Origin of the sequence: Pseudomonas sp. NPDC087615 (genome assembly GCF_044743445.1) — a bacterium.
Taxonomy (GTDB): Bacteria; Pseudomonadota; Gammaproteobacteria; order Pseudomonadales; family Pseudomonadaceae; genus Aquipseudomonas; species Aquipseudomonas baetica_A.
Genome location: NZ_JBIUWM010000001.1, coordinates 258,251 through 274,150, shown reverse-complemented (window position 1 = coordinate 274,150; position 15,900 = coordinate 258,251). Strand labels below are relative to the sequence as shown.

Below are 15,900 nucleotides of genomic sequence, written 5' to 3'. Positions count from 1 at the left end.
CCCGCCATAACTAGTCGCATCGCGCACCGTTCGCAGACCCTGTCAGGTCTCTGCTCAATGGTGGCCATGCGCAGGACACCTTCGGGTGTGCCGGGTCCTAGTTACCGGTCTACCAACCCGCGTATGGCCGCCACCCTCGTTTGGTAGCGAAGGTGATGGCTCCTTTTTAATAACTAGGAGTTTCACCATGTTCAAAGTAACCCCAAACCCGCCAGCCACCGACGCCGCATCCCCCTACGAATCCCCCAACTCCAAGAAATTCCACGAAGCCGCCGAACGCGCCCTCGACCACTATCTAAAACCCGCTGACCAAATCATGGCCAGCACCAACGAACCCGAGCGCATGTACTTCGCCAACCCGAAGTACGACACCGAATCCCTCCTTGCCAACGCCAGCGAAACCCTCGGCTCAGCCAGCGAAATGCTTATGAACTTCGCCGCGATGCTACACACCTCTCACCGCAAAACCGCACTAGGCATCGCGCAAGTCGTGATGCTTGCGGAATTGGCCGTCAACCAAGCGCTGGACAACGTCGAAATCCCCAAATAACCCAACCACCACGACGAGGGGAAACCCTCGTCAAACCACGCTGTCTCAACCGGGCTGGCACACGGCCACGCCTTGCGCCCCCAAGCCTCGGCTGTCACCCTTCGGGCCGTTCTCAAGGATCAGAGCAAGGAATCAAGGATTGAGCGGCTATGTCCCCAACCCCCCGAAAAACTATCGCTACGAAGAAGCCAAACCCGTCGATATCCACGCCCAGCGTTGGGCTGAATACGAAAAACACGGGAAAGAACCCGCACCCGCGCCCGAGAAAATCGGCATCGCGTTGAGGATTGGGGTGTTCTTTGATGGCACCGGGAATAATGCGAATAACACGGCCGCTGGGTTGCTGTGTGGCGCGCAGCATCCGATTGCGCCGCAGGATATTCCTGCGAGTTGCACACCCTATATGGGGGATCCGGATAGCAGCTATGGCGCCGATGCAACCAATATAAAAAAACTGGCTGACCTCTATTACGAATCACCGATAGGCGAGGGAGAAGGGGCGATAAAAAAGGTTTCTCGCCCTTTGTATATCGAAGGCATTGGCACGCGAGCCAATGAAAAGGACAGTTTGGTCGGACAGGGTATGGGACGCGGAGAGACGGGAGTCGCCGGTCGTGTTCAAACATCTTTTACCTTCATCAAACAAGTTATCGAAGACGCCCTTCAAGAGAATCCAAACAGTGAAATAGCCTCAATCACCTTTGACACCTTCGGGTTTAGTCGAGGGGCAGCAGCGGCTCGCCACTTCTCTAATGAAATTGTCAGAGGCAAGCAGGGGCCGTTAAGGGATTCGTTAACTACTGCCAAAAATTTCAGCCGTACCTTTAGCGACGAGTACGGTGGTGGCATCAATATGGGCTTTATCGGGTTGTTCGATACAGTGCCCTCCATTGCCGGCTTCACCAATTTTGGTCGAGTGAAAAGTCCCATCGCTCCAGGCGTGAGGCTTTACCTTGATCGTCGGTTCTTCCATAACGTCGTCCACTTGGTCGCCCGGGATGAATGTCGGGCTAATTTTGCCCTCAGCCGAGTCAAGCCCGATTACCCGGAATACACGTGCCCCGGCGTCCATTCGGATATTGGTGGTAGCTACCTTGATGAGGTTGAAGAGTGCGTATTGGTCAGTCCTATGCAAACGCTTCAGGTGTCGATCAACACAGACGTCAAAATAACCTCGATTTATCAAGACGCCGCCAAAGTGAAGAGTCAGTGGGTTGCCAGATTTACCAGTGCGCATCTGGGTTCGTTGGCAATCAATCGTCGAACAAAAAACGTGGCAAGCATGGGTGGATATTCCAGAGGAGGCCAGGCAATTGATGGTGTCTTCCGTTAATCAACGTTGCCCGAAGACACCTGATCAGGAAGCAAGGTTTATGGCTTCGGTGTATCTGGGGCTGGCCCCCGGTGGTGTGGTGCAGGTTTGGGTAAGAGATTCGTGCCATCACCCTGTCAAAGTCGCACGAGCGCAGGCCGAGATTGAACCTTTGGGGCCGAGCCAGGGCAAGAACGAAGGGCGTTACGCGTATCCCGTGAACGAAAAGTCCAAGCGCTATATCGAGAAATTTGGCATCCCATACGGAAGTTGGTAGCCCATCACCGATGAAACGCCTCCTAACCTTGCTTTGTGCTCTGTCGGTGGTTGGTTGTCAGTCAAGCGATCCGCTACCAGCCAAAAATGCCCCCCAATCCCCATCCTGTGCACTTGCTCACTTCTCAAGCTGTTTTCGAATCGTTTTCAGCTCCTGCCGCCTCGCCGCACTGACCGCCGGGTAACTTAACTTCAGACCTTCCAATGCATTGAGCACGATCTTCGACACGATCAGTCGCGCGTTGTGCTTGTTGTCGGCCGGCACGATGAACCAAGGCGAGTCCGCCGTGCTGGTCGCGCCCAGGGCATGTCCATAGGCTTGCATGTAGTCGTCCCAGTACTCGCGCTCGGCGATGTCGGCCTTGCTGAACTTCCAATTCTTGTCGGGCTCATCAATGCGCGCCAGCAGGCGCTTGCGTTGCTCCTCCTTCGACAGGTGCAGGAATATTTTGACGATGCGCGTGCCGTTGGCGTGCAAATGCCTTTCCAGATCGACGATCGATCGATAACGACCGTGCCACACTGATTCGTCGGGCGCAGGATCGGGAATGCGCTCGCTGTGCAGCAGGCTTTTGTGCACACGGACGATCAGCACCTCTTCGTAATACGAGCGATTGAAGATGCCGATGCGGCCTCGCTCAGGCAGGTCGCGGGAGGTGCGCCAGAGGAAGTCGTGTTTTAGTTCCCGTGCACTCGGGTGCTGAAAGCTGAATACCTGGCAGCCTTGCGGGTTGACACCCGACATCACGTGGCGGATCGCGCCGTCCTTGCCTGCAGTGTCCATCGCCTGAAACACCAACAACAAAGCATGGCGGTTAGACGCGTAGAGCATGCGTTGCTGATCGCTCAATTGATCGACATGGTCTTGCAGCACTTTGTGGTACTTCTTCTTCGACTTGCACAGCGGTTTGACGTTGGTAGGCCAAAGGCCGAGGTCGACGGCGTCGCCTTCATGGAGTTTGTATGCATTGGCGTCGATTTTCATGTGGTTTCCTTTTTAGTCGACGGCGCCACTTCGATCAACCGCCTCGAAGTGGGCGAGAGCAGCACTTGCGTTCCGACAATCAACTCCCCGTGTCGACGATGAGGTCGCGGGTAGCCCAGGCGTTTTCGTCGAAGTCGATATTTTTAACCTGGCCAATGTTGCCGCCGGCAGTGCTGACAACGCATTTGTCGATGGCTTTCTGGTTGTGCAGCATGGCGCGTCTTCCTTTCGGGATGGCGACCACTGCGCATCGACGGGATGCGTTGGTGAGTCGTGGATGGCAGGGGTGTCAGCGGGGGAGAGGTGACACCCGCCGGCGTTGAGGGGCGCGATGAGTTGGCGATGAAACCAATGTGCTGGCCGCAGGGGCTGACGTCTGTTCGCTGGCGCACACACCGTGCTTGCCTCGAGTCTGACTACAGACCCGCTCACGCACATGGGGCGTCGATGTTGATGCGGGTGTAAGGCCCACCGCGACACGCATCATTGCGTCAGCCGCGAAAAACGCGCAGAGCACGTGTCGCCGTGGTGAAGCGCGCTTCGACGGCGAGCACATCCTCCGCTTCCGGCACAGCTTCTCGCGCCCCTTTGACGATCATGTCTGCGTGGCGCTGGAGACATGTCGCCTGCTGCGCAGAGCTCAAATGGCCTGCGATCTGGGCGATGGCATCGAGCATGCGGATTGCCACGGCCGGGTTTGATCGAGCGCTTTGCCTGATCTGGTTGAAGGCGGTATCAACGATGCCGGCAAAAGTGGCTCCCGATGCTATCAGCCGCAGTTGCCCGTGCTCGTCGAATCGATAGGGGGATGGAATCTCGCGTCGGGCCAGATTGCACAGGGCCGATTCCAGCCGATCCACGCAGGCAACCGCGGTGAACGGGTCGTTGATACCCGGTGACAATGCCCGCACGGCGATCTCGACCAACTGCTGGAGAGAAAACTCGACATCCTGGGCGGCGCTGCGCTGGTTTCCCAACACGAAGGCGGCGTTCAATTTGCCTGCAAGGGTTTCGGTGACACGATCCTTGGGCCAGGCCATCAGCATCACTCTGCCCTTGGCAAGGTAGTGCCCAGGCCGGCGTTCCAGCCGAAGCAGCAGATCTTCTTTGCTGGCCAACGCCATCAGAGCATCAGCATCGATCATCTGGAGATAGCCGTCTTCAAGGGCACCCACAGGACATGCCTCGCGTGCAAACTCGGCTGGCAGGTTGACTTCGCTTGGTGCTCTTGAGGCTGCGGATCCAGGGTCGCCAAGGTCACTGGGAAACAACCTGTCGATACCGTCATCGAGTTCCCGGCCGACCCGAGCCACGACCTGATCCGCCTGTATCGAGACCGAGATGTGATGGATGAAGTAGATCAGCACCCCAACACTGACAATGGCCAGCAACACGCCGATGCTGATGGAGAGATGAGGCACGAATGCAACTTCGTCGGCGCGCCGGATGGTGCGTAGCACGATCAGGCAGTACAAAAACGTGGCCACGAACGTGCCCAGTACCACCTGATTGGCGGTATCGCGCATGAAGTTGCGCAGCAGGCGCGGGCCCAACTGGGACGAGGCGAGCGATAGCGCCACCAGTGTCATCGAAAAAACAGTCCCGGCGATGGCGATCATCGACCCCGCCACGGTGCCCAGTAGCAGGCTAGCCCCCTCCGCACCGCCCGAATAACTCAAGCCCAAAAGCTGCAGCCAGTCGTTGGTCACGGTCCTGTCGAGAGCCACTGCGCACAGGGCTAATGTCACGGCCAGGCAGGTCATGGTCGCTGGCACGAACCATAAACTGGATCTAAGTCGATACCAGTACTTCTGCAGCAATGTTTGCACGACGCCTCACTTCAACTCGTCAGCCTCGGACCAGGCATCCAGACGCGCACTGAACGAGACCTCACTACCGTTTAAGTTTTCGAACCGCGTCTTGCTACATCGGTCCGAGTCTTGCTTTCGGGGGGCTGGTATTTCAAGTGCGGACCGCCCGCAGCATCGCATCGAATGCAAGCAGATCAATCGCAAGCATAAAACCGACGCCGCATACACTGTGTGGTGTATAGAGTTTTCGCTCGATCCAGTCGAAGAACGTGTCTTGCAGTGTGGTCAGAAGGTCGGTCATGTCCATCGGGAATCCTCAATACAATCGAGACGATGTGCCGCTGCCGCGTTACTGGGTCGAGCGAACTGCTTTTTCCACCTCGATGATTTTGGCGTCGTCCGGATCGCCCTCGACGCGCGCGATGACGCTGCCCTTCGCGTCGAGCACAAACACGAATGCCTTGGCACTGTCGCGCGGGATGTTCAAAGCGCTTTCGAGGCTCGACTCACTCAAGATCCAGGTCTGGTCCTGGTAGCGCGCCGGAATTTTTTCCTTGGCTCTGCCGATCGCGTCTTCCTCGCTCATGAAGAACGGCAGGTCGATCGCGAGCACGTCTCTGATACGCACCTGGGTCTGGTCGATGTTCTTGCGCAGGGCTTCTGCCCACAAGCGGGTGCTTTTTGCCGCGTCCGTGCTCGGCGTGACGATCAGGATTGTCGGCTGGCCGATCAATTGAGCTGCGCTGACTGTCTGCCCGGTGAGCGCAGTCGCCGTGAAATCGGGGATCGGGCTGTTCGAAAGCTGTGCCCAGGCGTAGACAGGCGACAGCAGTGCAAGTGCAAGTGCAAGCGTGATGGATGTTCTCATAGAGATTTCCCTGTTACGCCGGCCGCAGAGTCAATCTGCCCGATCAGACCGCAGCGTAAGCGGGATGTGTGTGGGTTGTCGGTGCGGCAACGCACACAGCGGCTACGGAACGATTGATTTTTGAGGTTTGCCTCGGGAAGGCGAGCAAGCGAGTGCGACCGTTAGCGATACCACGATCGTTTCAGATCCTACCAATGTTCGCCACCGCACTGACTTCGCGGTGTGGAGCAACCATCATGAACTTTGGTGGCGGTGCGCATTGAGTGCATTAATGCAGGGCTCGGACCTTCCACCCTGCGCGTGCCGTTTCCGACGAAAAGCAGCACTGACTCGGGCCGTATGGTCTGGTTTTGAGCCTCACTTCAACTTGTCGGAGTACGTCATGAATTATTCCTCCTCGCCCGCCTACGAATTTCACTGCGAGCTTACCGGTATGGGATTCGACCAAGCCGTCACTCGCGTCACCGACGCACTCAAGGCCGAAGGCTTTGGTGTTCTTACCGACATCGACGTTCAGGCGACGATGAAGGAGAAACTCGATCTCGATGTACGGCCGTATCGGATCTTGGGTGCATGCAATCCATCGCTGGCCCACCAGGCCCTGAATGCCGAACCCAACATCGGATTGCTACTGCCCTGCAACGTGGTTGTGCGCGAGGAGGCAGAGGGGCGTCTGGTGGTCGCATTCATGGACCCTGTGGCTGTACTGCAACTGACCAGCAACCCGGAAGTCGCCGGCGTCGCGCAAGAAGTGCGCGCACGGCTGCAACGTGTGAAATCGGAACTCGAACCTGCCACAACAAGCCTTGACCCCCATGAACATCGACGTCTCTGATTTCAGATTCCGCGAGGACGACGAGGTTGACCTTGGGCTTTGGGCCACGAAAGCAAAACCCTTGTGCAAGACAAAGAAGGCGTACCGCAAAGTGTTGCAGAACCACGTCGATCAACTGAGCGACCAGCAACGGCTGCTCTACGCGTCGAACCGGTACGCTTTGCTGTTGGTGTTTCAGGCGATGCACACGGCAGGGAAGGACGGTGCGATTGGCCATGTGATGTCAGGCGTCAAAGACGCCGACGAGTCGGGGTGGAACGGCCGTTTCCGGTCAATCGTCGACCTGGAAAGACACCTGCACGTTAACGGCACACGCATCGTCAAGGTGTTCCTGCACCTGTCGAAGGACGAGCAGCGCAGCGCCTGCTGGCGCGAGTCGACGAGCCCCACAAGAACTGGACGTTCAGCGCGGCAATTGATTCGAAAGCAACGGGAGAGGTGAACGGGTGCAGGCCTTGATCGACTTCCTCTCTCTGCACCCTGCTCTGGCGCTTGGCGTGGTGTTCGCCGCAGCATTGCTGGAGTCGGTGGCCGTGATCGGTACTGTGATCCCTGGCAGCTCGGTGGTCGTCGCTGCCGGTATTCTCATCGGTCTTCAGGCCCTTGACCCCTATTGGGTGGCAGTGGTGGCCGTGATCGGTGCCATCCTCGGCGATGGCTTCAGTTATTGGCTCGGTCGCCACTATCAGGAAAGGCTTGGCACTTGGTGGCCTTTGAGTTCACATCCAGAATTACTCGCGCGAGGGCACGCCTACTTTGCAGAGCATGGCGGCGCGAGCGTGTTCCTGGGCCGGTTTCTGGGGCCATTGCGTGCAATCGTTCCCGTTGTCGCGGGCATGTCCGGCATGCCGGTGTTTCGGTTCACCGTAGTCAATGTGCTATCCGCCATCGCGTGGTCGGCAGCACACTTGCTACCCGGAGCACTTTTTGGTGCATCGCTGCAGTTGGCCGGTGCTGTCAGCTCCCGCCTGTTCATCCTTCTGGCTGGACTGGTCGCCGTCATCTGGTTGTGCATCGTTTTATTTCGCCTGGCTCATCGCAGCGCCCGGGCGTTCGTCAGCCGACAGCGCGACAGGGTGGTCGGGTGGGCGCGTGCCAGACACGGAGTCTTGCCGCGAATTGCCTTGTCGCTGCTGGATCCCGAGCGGCCGGAGTCGCTTGGCCTGCTCATAGCTGCTGTGATGTTGCTTGGCGGGGCCTGGATGTTCCTTGGCATCACAGAGGACGTGCTATCGAGCGATCCACTGGTGCAGTTCGATCACCTCGTGTTCGTGACCCTACAAAAACTGCGCAATGACTTCGTTGACAACGTGATGATCGCCGTCACCGAACTCGGCAGCGCGATCGTTGCGATCACCGTCATCGCCGCCGTCGCCTTAGTGCTCGCGTGGGAACGCTGTTGGCGCACACTGGCGTACTGGTTGACGGCCGTCGGTTTCTCTCAGGCATTGGTCTGGATCTTGAAGATGATGTTGGAACGTGCACGTCCAATTGTCATGTACGACGGTGCCGACCGATTCTCATTCCCGAGCGGACATGTTGCGTCGAGCATCGTGCTCTACGGTTTCCTGGCTTTCCTGCTGGCGCGCGCGAAGAGCCCAAAAATCAGGTTCACCGTCACGCTGCTGGTAGTCGGGCTGGTAGGGCTCATCGCATTCTCACGGTTGTACCTCGGAGCGCACTGGCTGTCAGACGTGCTTGCCAGCCTTAGTTTAGGCACGGCTTGGGTGGCACTGCTTAGCATCGTCTACATGTGCCATGTACGCACAGAGCAACTGCCTGCACGCGCCTTGTCAGTCACCGCACTGTGCACACTGATGTTGGTGGGGGCAGCGGTGGTTGCAACACATCATGCGGCAGATGCCGTTCGGTATGCGCCCCGCCAATTCACTTCCTCGCCCACCATGTCCGATTGGTGGGTAGATGGATGGCAGCGTTTGCCTGCCCGCCGAACCGAGGTCGATGGTGATCATGAGGAGCCGCTGTCGGTGCAGTGGGCCGGCACAGCGAATCAGATGGTACAAGAGCTCGAAGCAGGCGGGTGGCAGAGGCCGCCACCATGGACGCTGCGTACAACGCTTTTGTGGCTGTTGCCGTCCACCACCGTCGGACAACTCCCGGTGCTGGTGAAGCTGCACCAAGGCGAGTCGCCAACAATGAGTTTTGTACGGGAAGTGGATCCGTCGCATCGCCTCGTAATACGCCTTTGGCCGACGTCCTACCAAGTCGTTGCGCCAGACGATTTACACGGCGCCCTGTGGATCGGGATGGTCACCCTTGAGCGCTTGGTGCATCCAGCCAACATGGCGACGCTGGCGATGACCGATCAGGACTTCGATAGGCCGGCAGCGCAGCTTGGGAAATATCTGCAGACCCAAGGCGTGCACCTGAAAATCAAGCGCAGGGACACAACGGCTGTGTTGTTGGTGCATTGAGACGCGGCTGGTTGCGTCAGAGATCCCCGTGTCTTGGGAAACTAGCCCTTACGGGCAGCCAAAGGTGTCTCAATGGTGCATGGAGATGTTCATGGGCGTTGAGAAGGCATCACTGAAGCGGCTGGAAAATGACAGAAGCTCGGTGTGATCGAACACAGCTGAGGGCACATAAGCGCGCTGGGCTGACCGAACTCCGGGCGCTCGAATTCTCGGTGCCACCATTCTCGCCCGCCATGTTGGCGACAGGATCAATAAGATCCCCCGGGCTTTGGTCGACGGGATTGGTCTGCGCACATTGGCCCTGGTAATCCACGCCTGCCGTCGCAGGTTAGGGGGCTGGCAGCAAAACTCCGCCGCTTAAGCTCCATGGGCCTCCACTGAGAAAATCGCGCAAATGCTATCTCGGCTGGTTGTTGAGCTTCTGCTTCTGGCCGATTACTGCCTTCCTTGACCGACCGACCGACCGACCGACCGACCGACCGACCCGAACAAGACGGTCGCTCTGGGTCGGTTGGAGCCGATTGTCACCGGCTGCTATAGATCGTAAGCGAACAAAGTCGAATGTCCGCATTTGACTGTGTATTCAACCGGTCGCAACAGGCAGAAATCGGCCAGAAGCGGACAGTCTCACTGGGACTGGGCTGGCGCGCTGAAAGCGCGTCCGGCGAGCGTGCTTGAATGCCTTGCTATGTATTCCTTCGCCGAGTAAGCGGGAAGACAAATGGCTTTTCTTGAGTTAAATTTATTTCGTTTAGCTTGTATTTGAGTCTAATATCACTACAACTAAATCGTCGAATTAGGTTTTCCACTTTAATATCACTTAGCTTGTGATTCCAAGGGTGAATTATAGAGCCACCCCTAACTTTATCGAAGCCATACTTTTGTCCCAGAACTACAGTGATAGTATTTTCAATCTCTGTCACCCAGAAACAATCGCCAACTGATCTAAAGGCCGCATGTAAGTGAGTTGCTTTTCTCTTTCCCGTGAGGCCGTTCTCTATATATTTGATGGCACCATTTTTATTTAATGTAGAGTAAGGGCTTTTTTTACCATGGCTTCGCAGCCTTGATCTCAACCCTTTAGCTGTACCCACATACCATGAGTTCAGCTCAAGCTTCAAAATATAGATATACCAATTTCTAATTTCTTCACTCCTTTTCCGGAATCAAATTGTCCATAACGATTAAGCTAAGTCTTCTGAAACACTACTCGATTCGCACTGAGCGTGTCCATTGCAAGTGAGTTACGCCGCACTGCAGGATTAGGTCTGCTGAGGTCGAAGCGTCTCATGCAGGTATCTAGCGGAGCGAGGGGTAACCCAAAACGTCCGCTCTCGGCCAGAAGCGGACCTTCATTTCAGACGCATGCATTCGCCTATAGTGGCCTGTAGTAGGATGCGGATTTGAACAAAAGAGGCTTCATCATGGATGTTCACGCACTTGAAGAAAGCAGTGTCTTATCGATCACAGTGGACCAAGCCCATCGCTATTTCGAGATGATTGTAAGACTGGATGACGGGACCAGAAATAAGCTGATGGCATGGAACGCGGACGGCACTGACCTAACTATCAGGCTTGGCGCTCTTAACGTTCGAAACTCCAGCGAACTCGGAGAGCTTGAAGGGATAAACATCGTTGATAATGTTCTATCCCTTGAAGGTGATTTTGGAGATATAACGATCACAGCTACCTCGATTTTGATTGAAAAGCTGATGTAACTACCGTGCGGGAGGCTACTTCGAGCTGGATGCTACCCGTCACGGATGTCTGCTTCTGGCCGGATGCGGGCGCTTGGGAACGTCAGCTTCTGGCCATCAGCAGTCGCGTGCCAATGTCCGCTTCTGGCCGATTGCCGCCCGTCACAAAAAGCTATGCTCCTGAGTGGACACCGTCAGCCAAGATCAAAAAGCAGCTCGCCCCTTTACTGCAACGGAACATATACGTCCGTTTGCCATTGATCTTGCGGTGTTTGCGGATACACGCTCAGGTAATGGAAGAACAGTGGTTGATCACGCAGTTCTTCGCCACTGGCAGGCAGCCAATCGCGGTAGATCGGATAGATCGATTCGCCGATGTGGTCTGGCGACCCCACGTGCCGCACTACAACGCAGCGACCGCCTGCGATGACCCGTTCGCGCACGCCGAACGTATTCGGTTCCACCGCCTCGTGAATCTCGCCGCAAATGGCGAAGCGGAATGCTTCAGCTGGCGTGGTGTCGGGGTTGCCGTAGGGAATGCCAAAGCTGCGACTCGATGCCACCGGCGACTGCCCGCTCTGCATGCGCCACTCGATGAACCTGCTCACGCTCTCATTGACGAGCCCGGGGGAGCCGCAATGTTCAAGCGCTGCGACCCGGACGTTGGGGAATTCCACGATTCTTACTTGCATGATGATAGCCCTGGAAAAGTGAGGGATGGCGAACACCGCATGCCAGACCTGCCAGTTCGGCGCCTTCCTGAACGCACTCGGCGTCATACCGACCGCTCGCTTGAACGCCCTGCAAAATGCCTCGGGACTGTCGACACCGGCACCGAGCGCCGCCTCCAGTACCGAGTGAACCGCTATGGCGGCCACGCGATGGGCGGCGCGTCGTAGCCGCATCAGTTGCACATAACGTGAAACCGGCACGCCGACGAACGCGGTGAATTGGCGATGGAAGTGAAACGTCGAAAAATTCGCCACATGGCTCAACGTCTTCACCGACAGATCACCTTCGAGATTCTCATTAATGTAGGCGAGTACGGCGTTGAAGCGCTTTGTGTAAGCGACGTTGATCGGCGTGTCGGGCACTGGGACAAGCTCCTGGAAGTACGGTCGGCAATAGAGTCGACTATAGCGACTGGAGCGTGCCTAGCCGGGTTTGCTCAACGCGGGTTTTGGGTTGGAACATCCATAGATGAGTGAGCGCCCCTTTCACCCCCGCAACGCCTCCCACTGAGCGCGCGTAAGTGATTTATTTTTAAGATCTATTTTTTAAGAAATATGAAAATAAATCCGTCCCCCTTTTTTGCAGCGTATGTGAAAACGTCTGCTCAGGCCTGGCTGATATCCAGCAATCGAGGCATGGCAATCGCCAGATAATCCTGCGTATCGAGCACCATCGACGCATCCAGCCGCCCCGCGTTGAAGGCTATTTCAGCGTAGCCTTTAGTCAAGGCTGGATCGACGATCAATTGAATTCGCTCATCGAAAACAAAAGGAGGGATGGCGCCGATCCGGCATCCAGTCAGTTCCATGGCGGTTTCGGCCTTCACCAACTCGGCTTTTTTTCCGCCCAGGGCCGCTCCGACTTTCTTCATGTCCAGCTTCTGGTCGCCCGGCAGTATCACCAGTGCATAGGGTCCGGCCTGACCCTTGAGGGAGCAAAGCATGGCCTTCGCGCCTTGGCCGGGCTCGGTGCCACGGATTTCGGCGACGCGCGCCGACTGGCCTTCGGCATCGTGCATCAACACCCGGTAAGAGGCTGAGCGGGCATCGAGCAGTGCCACGAGGCGATCGAACATGGGGTGCATGTAGTTTTCCTCTGGTTTACAGGAACAGGTCGTAGGACAGTTTGCTGATCAGAATCACCAGCAACACCAGGAAGAGAGCCCGGACAAAGGGCACGCCCTTATGAACCGCCAGCCAGGTGCCGGTGAGCGCGCCCAGGATGTTGAATGCCGCCATGGGGATTGCGATCAGGTAGAGCACGTTACCCGTCGGAATGAAGAACATCAGTGCCGCTACGTTGGTCGCGATGTTCACCAGCTTGGCTGATGCCGAGGCATGGAGAAAGTCGAAGGCGAAGCAGCGGATAAACAGGAAGATCAGGAAGCTGCCAGTGCCGGGACCGAACAGACCATCGTAGAAACCGATGGCACCGCCGATGACGATCGCCAGCAGTTTTTCCTTGGTACCGATGCGCATGGGTTTGTGCAGGGCGCCGAAATCTTTTTTCCAGAAGGTGTAGATCGCCATCAGTACGATCAACACCAGCACCGCCGGCCGGATCATCGACTGGGGTACGAACGACACCGTGGCGGCTCCGAAGAAGGCCATGACAAAAGCCGCGCAGGCGGCGGGGATCACAAGACTCCAGTTGATCACCACCTTGCGCACGAAGGACCGGGCCGCGAATGCGGTGCCGCAGGCGGCCGCGACCTTATTGGTACCCAGCAGCGCCGCCGGTTGAGCGGTGGGTAGCACGTTGAATAGCGCGGGAATCTGGATCAGTCCGCCGCCGCCCACCGCCGCATCGATCAGGCCGGCGGCGAAGGCGAACACGCAAAGGATGACAATATCGACCATGAATCAGGCTCTGACTATATAGGGTTGATGAGGGGCCAGCGGCACCACGCGTGCCGGATCATTGACCCCGAAGACGCGCAACATCCAGCGATCACGGCCGTCGTAGCGGGGTGTAAAACCATCCCGGGCATGCAGGGTTTGCTGGTTCTTGAAGATCAGCATGTCGCCTGGTTGCAGCAGTATGTGGTGCACGACATCGGGATGATTGGCGGCGGCGGCGAACAGTTGGAGGGCAAACTGCGCATTGGCGCAGGTCGTTTCGACACTCGCTTTGTTGTAGCGGCAATACAGGCCATCGGTTGCGCTTCTGTACAGCAAGGGGACGTTTTCCAGCACATTCCCCTGTTTGCCGAAGGAGGCCGGCCGGCGAACGGTAAATTTCGGCCGTGACAATTCTTCTTCGACCCAGGCCGGCAGAATGGCCAGCACCTCGTCAATGGCGACGATGCGCGTCGGCACGTCGAGCTCGCAGCGCAGGCCGGTCAGGGACAGGTACTCCGGACAGGCCGACAACTGCGAGACGGGTTCGCAGGTCAAAGGCAGGTGAGGGTTGTCGACATGCATGTCCAGATCCGCACGCGAGCCATAGGAGCTCTTTTCAGTCTCTCGCTTGTGCTTGGGCGATACGTGACGGAACACGGTGTCGCTGCTTTCACCCTCGTACGCCAGCGGACGGGTTTGCAGAGTTTGCAGCACGGACAAAATAGCCCCGGCCAGAATCGACACGTTCTCGATACCCGGCTCCAGGTCGTACGGCGTGGCTGGCAGTTGCGGGTCCAGCGGCAGCCCTCTGACGATCATCGCCACTTCAGGGGCCTGTGGAAAATTGCGTAGCTGCTGGATTTTCTTGGTGCACAGGACACTTTCCAGCAACTGCCCCAGAACCGGCATGTGGCGGATACCCGAGGCGCTATCGGTCACGTCCAGCGATGCCAGACCGGCCTGAAGTGTGCGTTGTTCTTCGAGCGACAGATGAATTTGCGGTATCTCCCGTCGGGTCGAAGTCACTGATTTGTTTTCCCGCCATTCATGAATGACTTCACCAACACAAGCTGTGGCGTTCCCGATTACTTCATCCAGCTTCGACACGTCCTTGCGCTCCTGTTTGCCCCATCCTTTTGGGTTGAACGGGAAGGTTAACGGAAGGGACTTTTTTGTGTTGCAATGCCGCGTTGTGAAAAATGCAATGAGGTGGACAGTGGCATTGAATATGTTGGGGGAACTTGAAGCCTTCGCGACCGTAGCTCGCAAGCGCAGCTTCGTCGCCGCGGCACGGACTCTGGGGCGCTCCCCCAGCGCACTGACCCGCGCCGTTCAAGCCCTGGAGGAAAGTGTGGGGCTCAAGTTGTTCAATCGCTCGTCCAATGCCGTGAGCTTGACCGAAGCGGGTGAATGCTTATTGCCCCACGCGTACAAAATGCTCGATCTGCAACGTGAGGTGGATGAAGACCTGGCCGGTCTCAGCGGCCTGGCCTCCGGCTGGATCCGTTTTTCCGCCCCCGAGTTTCTCGCAAATGGGGTATTGCCCCGGTTGATCGCGCAATACTGCGAGCGTTATCCAGACGTAAACATCGATGTGATTTTCACCGATGAGATCATCGACCCGGCCAAGAGCAAGCTGGACTTCTCGATTCGCGGCGCGTTTCCACAATCCAGCGAATTGATCGGCTTTGCGCTCTGGAGTTACTCACGTTATCTGTATGCCAGCCCCGACTACCTGGAGCGCAACGGCATGCCCGACTCCATCGAGGCACTGGAGTCGCATTCGCTGATCCTGCACACGGCGCCACGGATTCTCAAGGAGTGGAATTTTCGCAGTGAGGAGCAGGCCATCAGCTTTCGGGTTCATCCCAAATTTCGTTTCAGCTCCGGTCTGGCGGTATTCCAGGCAGCCCTGGCGGGCGTCGGGATCGCCCGCCTGGCAGATTGGATGGCGGAGCCCGAAGTGGAAGCGGGGCGCCTGCTGCGGGTTTGTCCTGAGTACAAACTCACCTCCAGCAGCGGTGAGAGCCCACAGATGCACGCGGTGTACCCGGCCGGAAATTTGCCGCTGCGGGTGAAGGCATTGATGGAGATGATCCGTGGCTTGGGTGAAAGCCTCGAATGTAAGCGTGGCTCAGCACTGATATGAGGTTACGGGTCGTTCAGCCCTGTCCGCTCACTCTGCCGTTGATCAGACGCTGACACGCTCAAACCCACCCTCGGCTACCGCAGACGAGCATCGACAAGATGCTACGCCGAGGGTTTTGTATGAGAACTTCATTGGCGCGAGGGTGACTATCGATGCCGGCAACGGGTGAAACGCAGGCAAACGCCGCGCCCATGTCGGTGCAGTCCCTGACGGAGCGCCATTGCCCAAACACCCATGCCCCCTGTGGGAGCGAGCCTGCTCGCGATGGCGTAGTGTCAGCCAACATCAATGGAAGCGCTGGCCTCATCGCGAGCACACTGGATTTTTGATGTTTACCGGAACACATCATGAGCGCTTGGCCGATATCTGCCCGTCATTTCAAACCTGTTCAACCTTTGTTAGATCCACT

15 protein-coding genes and 2 pseudogenes are annotated in these 15,900 nt (G+C 57.2%); 8 read left to right on the top strand and 9 right to left on the bottom strand.

All coding sequences use genetic code 11. From position 1 onward, the window contains the following. The first annotated feature begins 187 nt into the window (after positions 1 to 187). The 3 genes and pseudogenes from ACIOU6_RS01260 to ACIOU6_RS01250 form a co-directional block, all read left to right on the top strand. Positions 188 to 550, top strand: coding sequence for a DUF6124 family protein (locus tag ACIOU6_RS01260; protein WP_221734320.1), 363 nt, complete (start codon positions 188 to 190; stop codon positions 548 to 550). 139 nt (positions 551 to 689) lie between these two features. Beyond that, positions 690 to 1,769, top strand: a pseudogene (locus tag ACIOU6_RS01255) (phospholipase effector Tle1 domain-containing protein); the annotation flags it as partial. A 1-nt stretch (position 1,770) separates the two neighbouring features. Beyond that, positions 1,771 to 2,139, top strand: a pseudogene (locus tag ACIOU6_RS01250) (DUF2931 family protein); the annotation flags it as partial. 117 nt (positions 2,140 to 2,256) lie between these two features. Here the strand turns inward: ACIOU6_RS01250 and ACIOU6_RS01245 are convergent. The 5 genes from ACIOU6_RS01245 to ACIOU6_RS01225 form a co-directional block, all read right to left on the bottom strand. After that, positions 2,257 to 3,123 (bottom strand): ADP-polyphosphate phosphotransferase, encoded by an 867-nt coding sequence (locus ACIOU6_RS01245; RefSeq protein ID WP_221734322.1) that lies wholly within the window; start codon positions 3,121 to 3,123, stop codon positions 2,257 to 2,259. Positions 3,124 to 3,202: 79 nt separating this feature from the next. Further along, entirely contained in the window at positions 3,203 to 3,337 is a 135-nt protein-coding gene (locus ACIOU6_RS01240) for a hypothetical protein (RefSeq protein ID WP_260456235.1), read from the bottom strand. Between the two features lie 277 nt (positions 3,338 to 3,614). After that, positions 3,615 to 4,952 carry a DUF2254 domain-containing protein gene (locus ACIOU6_RS01235; protein WP_401133118.1) on the bottom strand — a complete coding sequence of 446 codons (1,338 nt, stop codon included), beginning with the start codon at positions 4,950 to 4,952 and terminating at the stop codon, positions 3,615 to 3,617. Between the two features lie 133 nt (positions 4,953 to 5,085). Then, positions 5,086 to 5,235 carry a hypothetical protein gene (locus ACIOU6_RS01230; protein WP_401133116.1) on the bottom strand — a complete coding sequence of 50 codons (150 nt, stop codon included), beginning with the start codon at positions 5,233 to 5,235 and terminating at the stop codon, positions 5,086 to 5,088. Positions 5,236 to 5,283: 48 nt separating this feature from the next. Then, positions 5,284 to 5,802, bottom strand: coding sequence for a hypothetical protein (locus ACIOU6_RS01225; protein WP_365069044.1), 519 nt, complete (start codon positions 5,800 to 5,802; stop codon positions 5,284 to 5,286). A gap of 382 nt (positions 5,803 to 6,184) precedes the next feature. On the opposite strand from ACIOU6_RS01225, the gene ACIOU6_RS01220 reads away from it, so the two are divergent. The 4 genes from ACIOU6_RS01220 to ACIOU6_RS01205 all read left to right on the top strand — a co-directional run bounded on the left by ACIOU6_RS01220 (position 6,185) and on the right by ACIOU6_RS01205 (position 10,790). Continuing rightward, positions 6,185 to 6,637 (top strand): DUF302 domain-containing protein, encoded by a 453-nt coding sequence (locus tag ACIOU6_RS01220; protein WP_221734326.1) that lies wholly within the window; start codon positions 6,185 to 6,187, stop codon positions 6,635 to 6,637. Then, positions 6,618 to 7,079, top strand: a complete 462-nt coding sequence (locus ACIOU6_RS01215) for a hypothetical protein (protein ID WP_401133112.1) — start codon at positions 6,618 to 6,620, stop codon at positions 7,077 to 7,079. Before ACIOU6_RS01220 ends, ACIOU6_RS01215 begins: the two co-directional genes overlap by 20 nt. Positions 7,080 to 7,092: 13 nt before the next feature. Continuing rightward, positions 7,093 to 9,072 (top strand): VTT domain-containing protein, encoded by a 1,980-nt coding sequence (locus ACIOU6_RS01210; RefSeq protein ID WP_401133110.1) that lies wholly within the window; start codon positions 7,093 to 7,095, stop codon positions 9,070 to 9,072. Between the two features lie 1,424 nt (positions 9,073 to 10,496). Beyond that, on the top strand, positions 10,497 to 10,790 hold the full coding sequence (locus ACIOU6_RS01205) for a hypothetical protein (RefSeq protein WP_401133107.1): 294 nt from the start codon (positions 10,497 to 10,499) through the stop codon (positions 10,788 to 10,790). Between the two features lie 203 nt (positions 10,791 to 10,993). Here the strand turns inward: ACIOU6_RS01205 and ACIOU6_RS01200 are convergent, their stop codons facing one another. The 4 genes from ACIOU6_RS01200 to ACIOU6_RS01185 form a co-directional block, all read right to left on the bottom strand. Then, positions 10,994 to 11,863, bottom strand: coding sequence for a GyrI-like domain-containing protein (locus ACIOU6_RS01200; protein WP_401133104.1), 870 nt, complete (start codon positions 11,861 to 11,863; stop codon positions 10,994 to 10,996). 242 nt (positions 11,864 to 12,105) lie between these two features. Further along, a complete protein-coding gene (locus ACIOU6_RS01195) occupies positions 12,106 to 12,585 on the bottom strand; it encodes a YbaK/prolyl-tRNA synthetase associated domain-containing protein (protein ID WP_221729593.1) in 480 nt (159 codons plus the stop codon). 16 nt (positions 12,586 to 12,601) lie between these two features. Continuing rightward, positions 12,602 to 13,360, bottom strand: a complete 759-nt coding sequence (locus ACIOU6_RS01190) for a sulfite exporter TauE/SafE family protein (protein ID WP_401133101.1) — start codon at positions 13,358 to 13,360, stop codon at positions 12,602 to 12,604. A gap of 3 nt (positions 13,361 to 13,363) precedes the next feature. Continuing rightward, positions 13,364 to 14,368: a TauD/TfdA family dioxygenase gene (locus ACIOU6_RS01185; protein ID WP_401133098.1), complete on the bottom strand. Its 1,005-nt coding sequence runs from the start codon at positions 14,366 to 14,368 to the stop codon at positions 13,364 to 13,366. Positions 14,369 to 14,558: 190 nt separating this feature from the next. Between ACIOU6_RS01185 and ACIOU6_RS01180 the strand changes: the two genes are divergently transcribed. Further along, positions 14,559 to 15,491 (top strand): LysR substrate-binding domain-containing protein, encoded by a 933-nt coding sequence (locus ACIOU6_RS01180; protein WP_401133095.1) that lies wholly within the window; start codon positions 14,559 to 14,561, stop codon positions 15,489 to 15,491. Positions 15,492 to 15,900 lie beyond the last annotated feature (409 nt).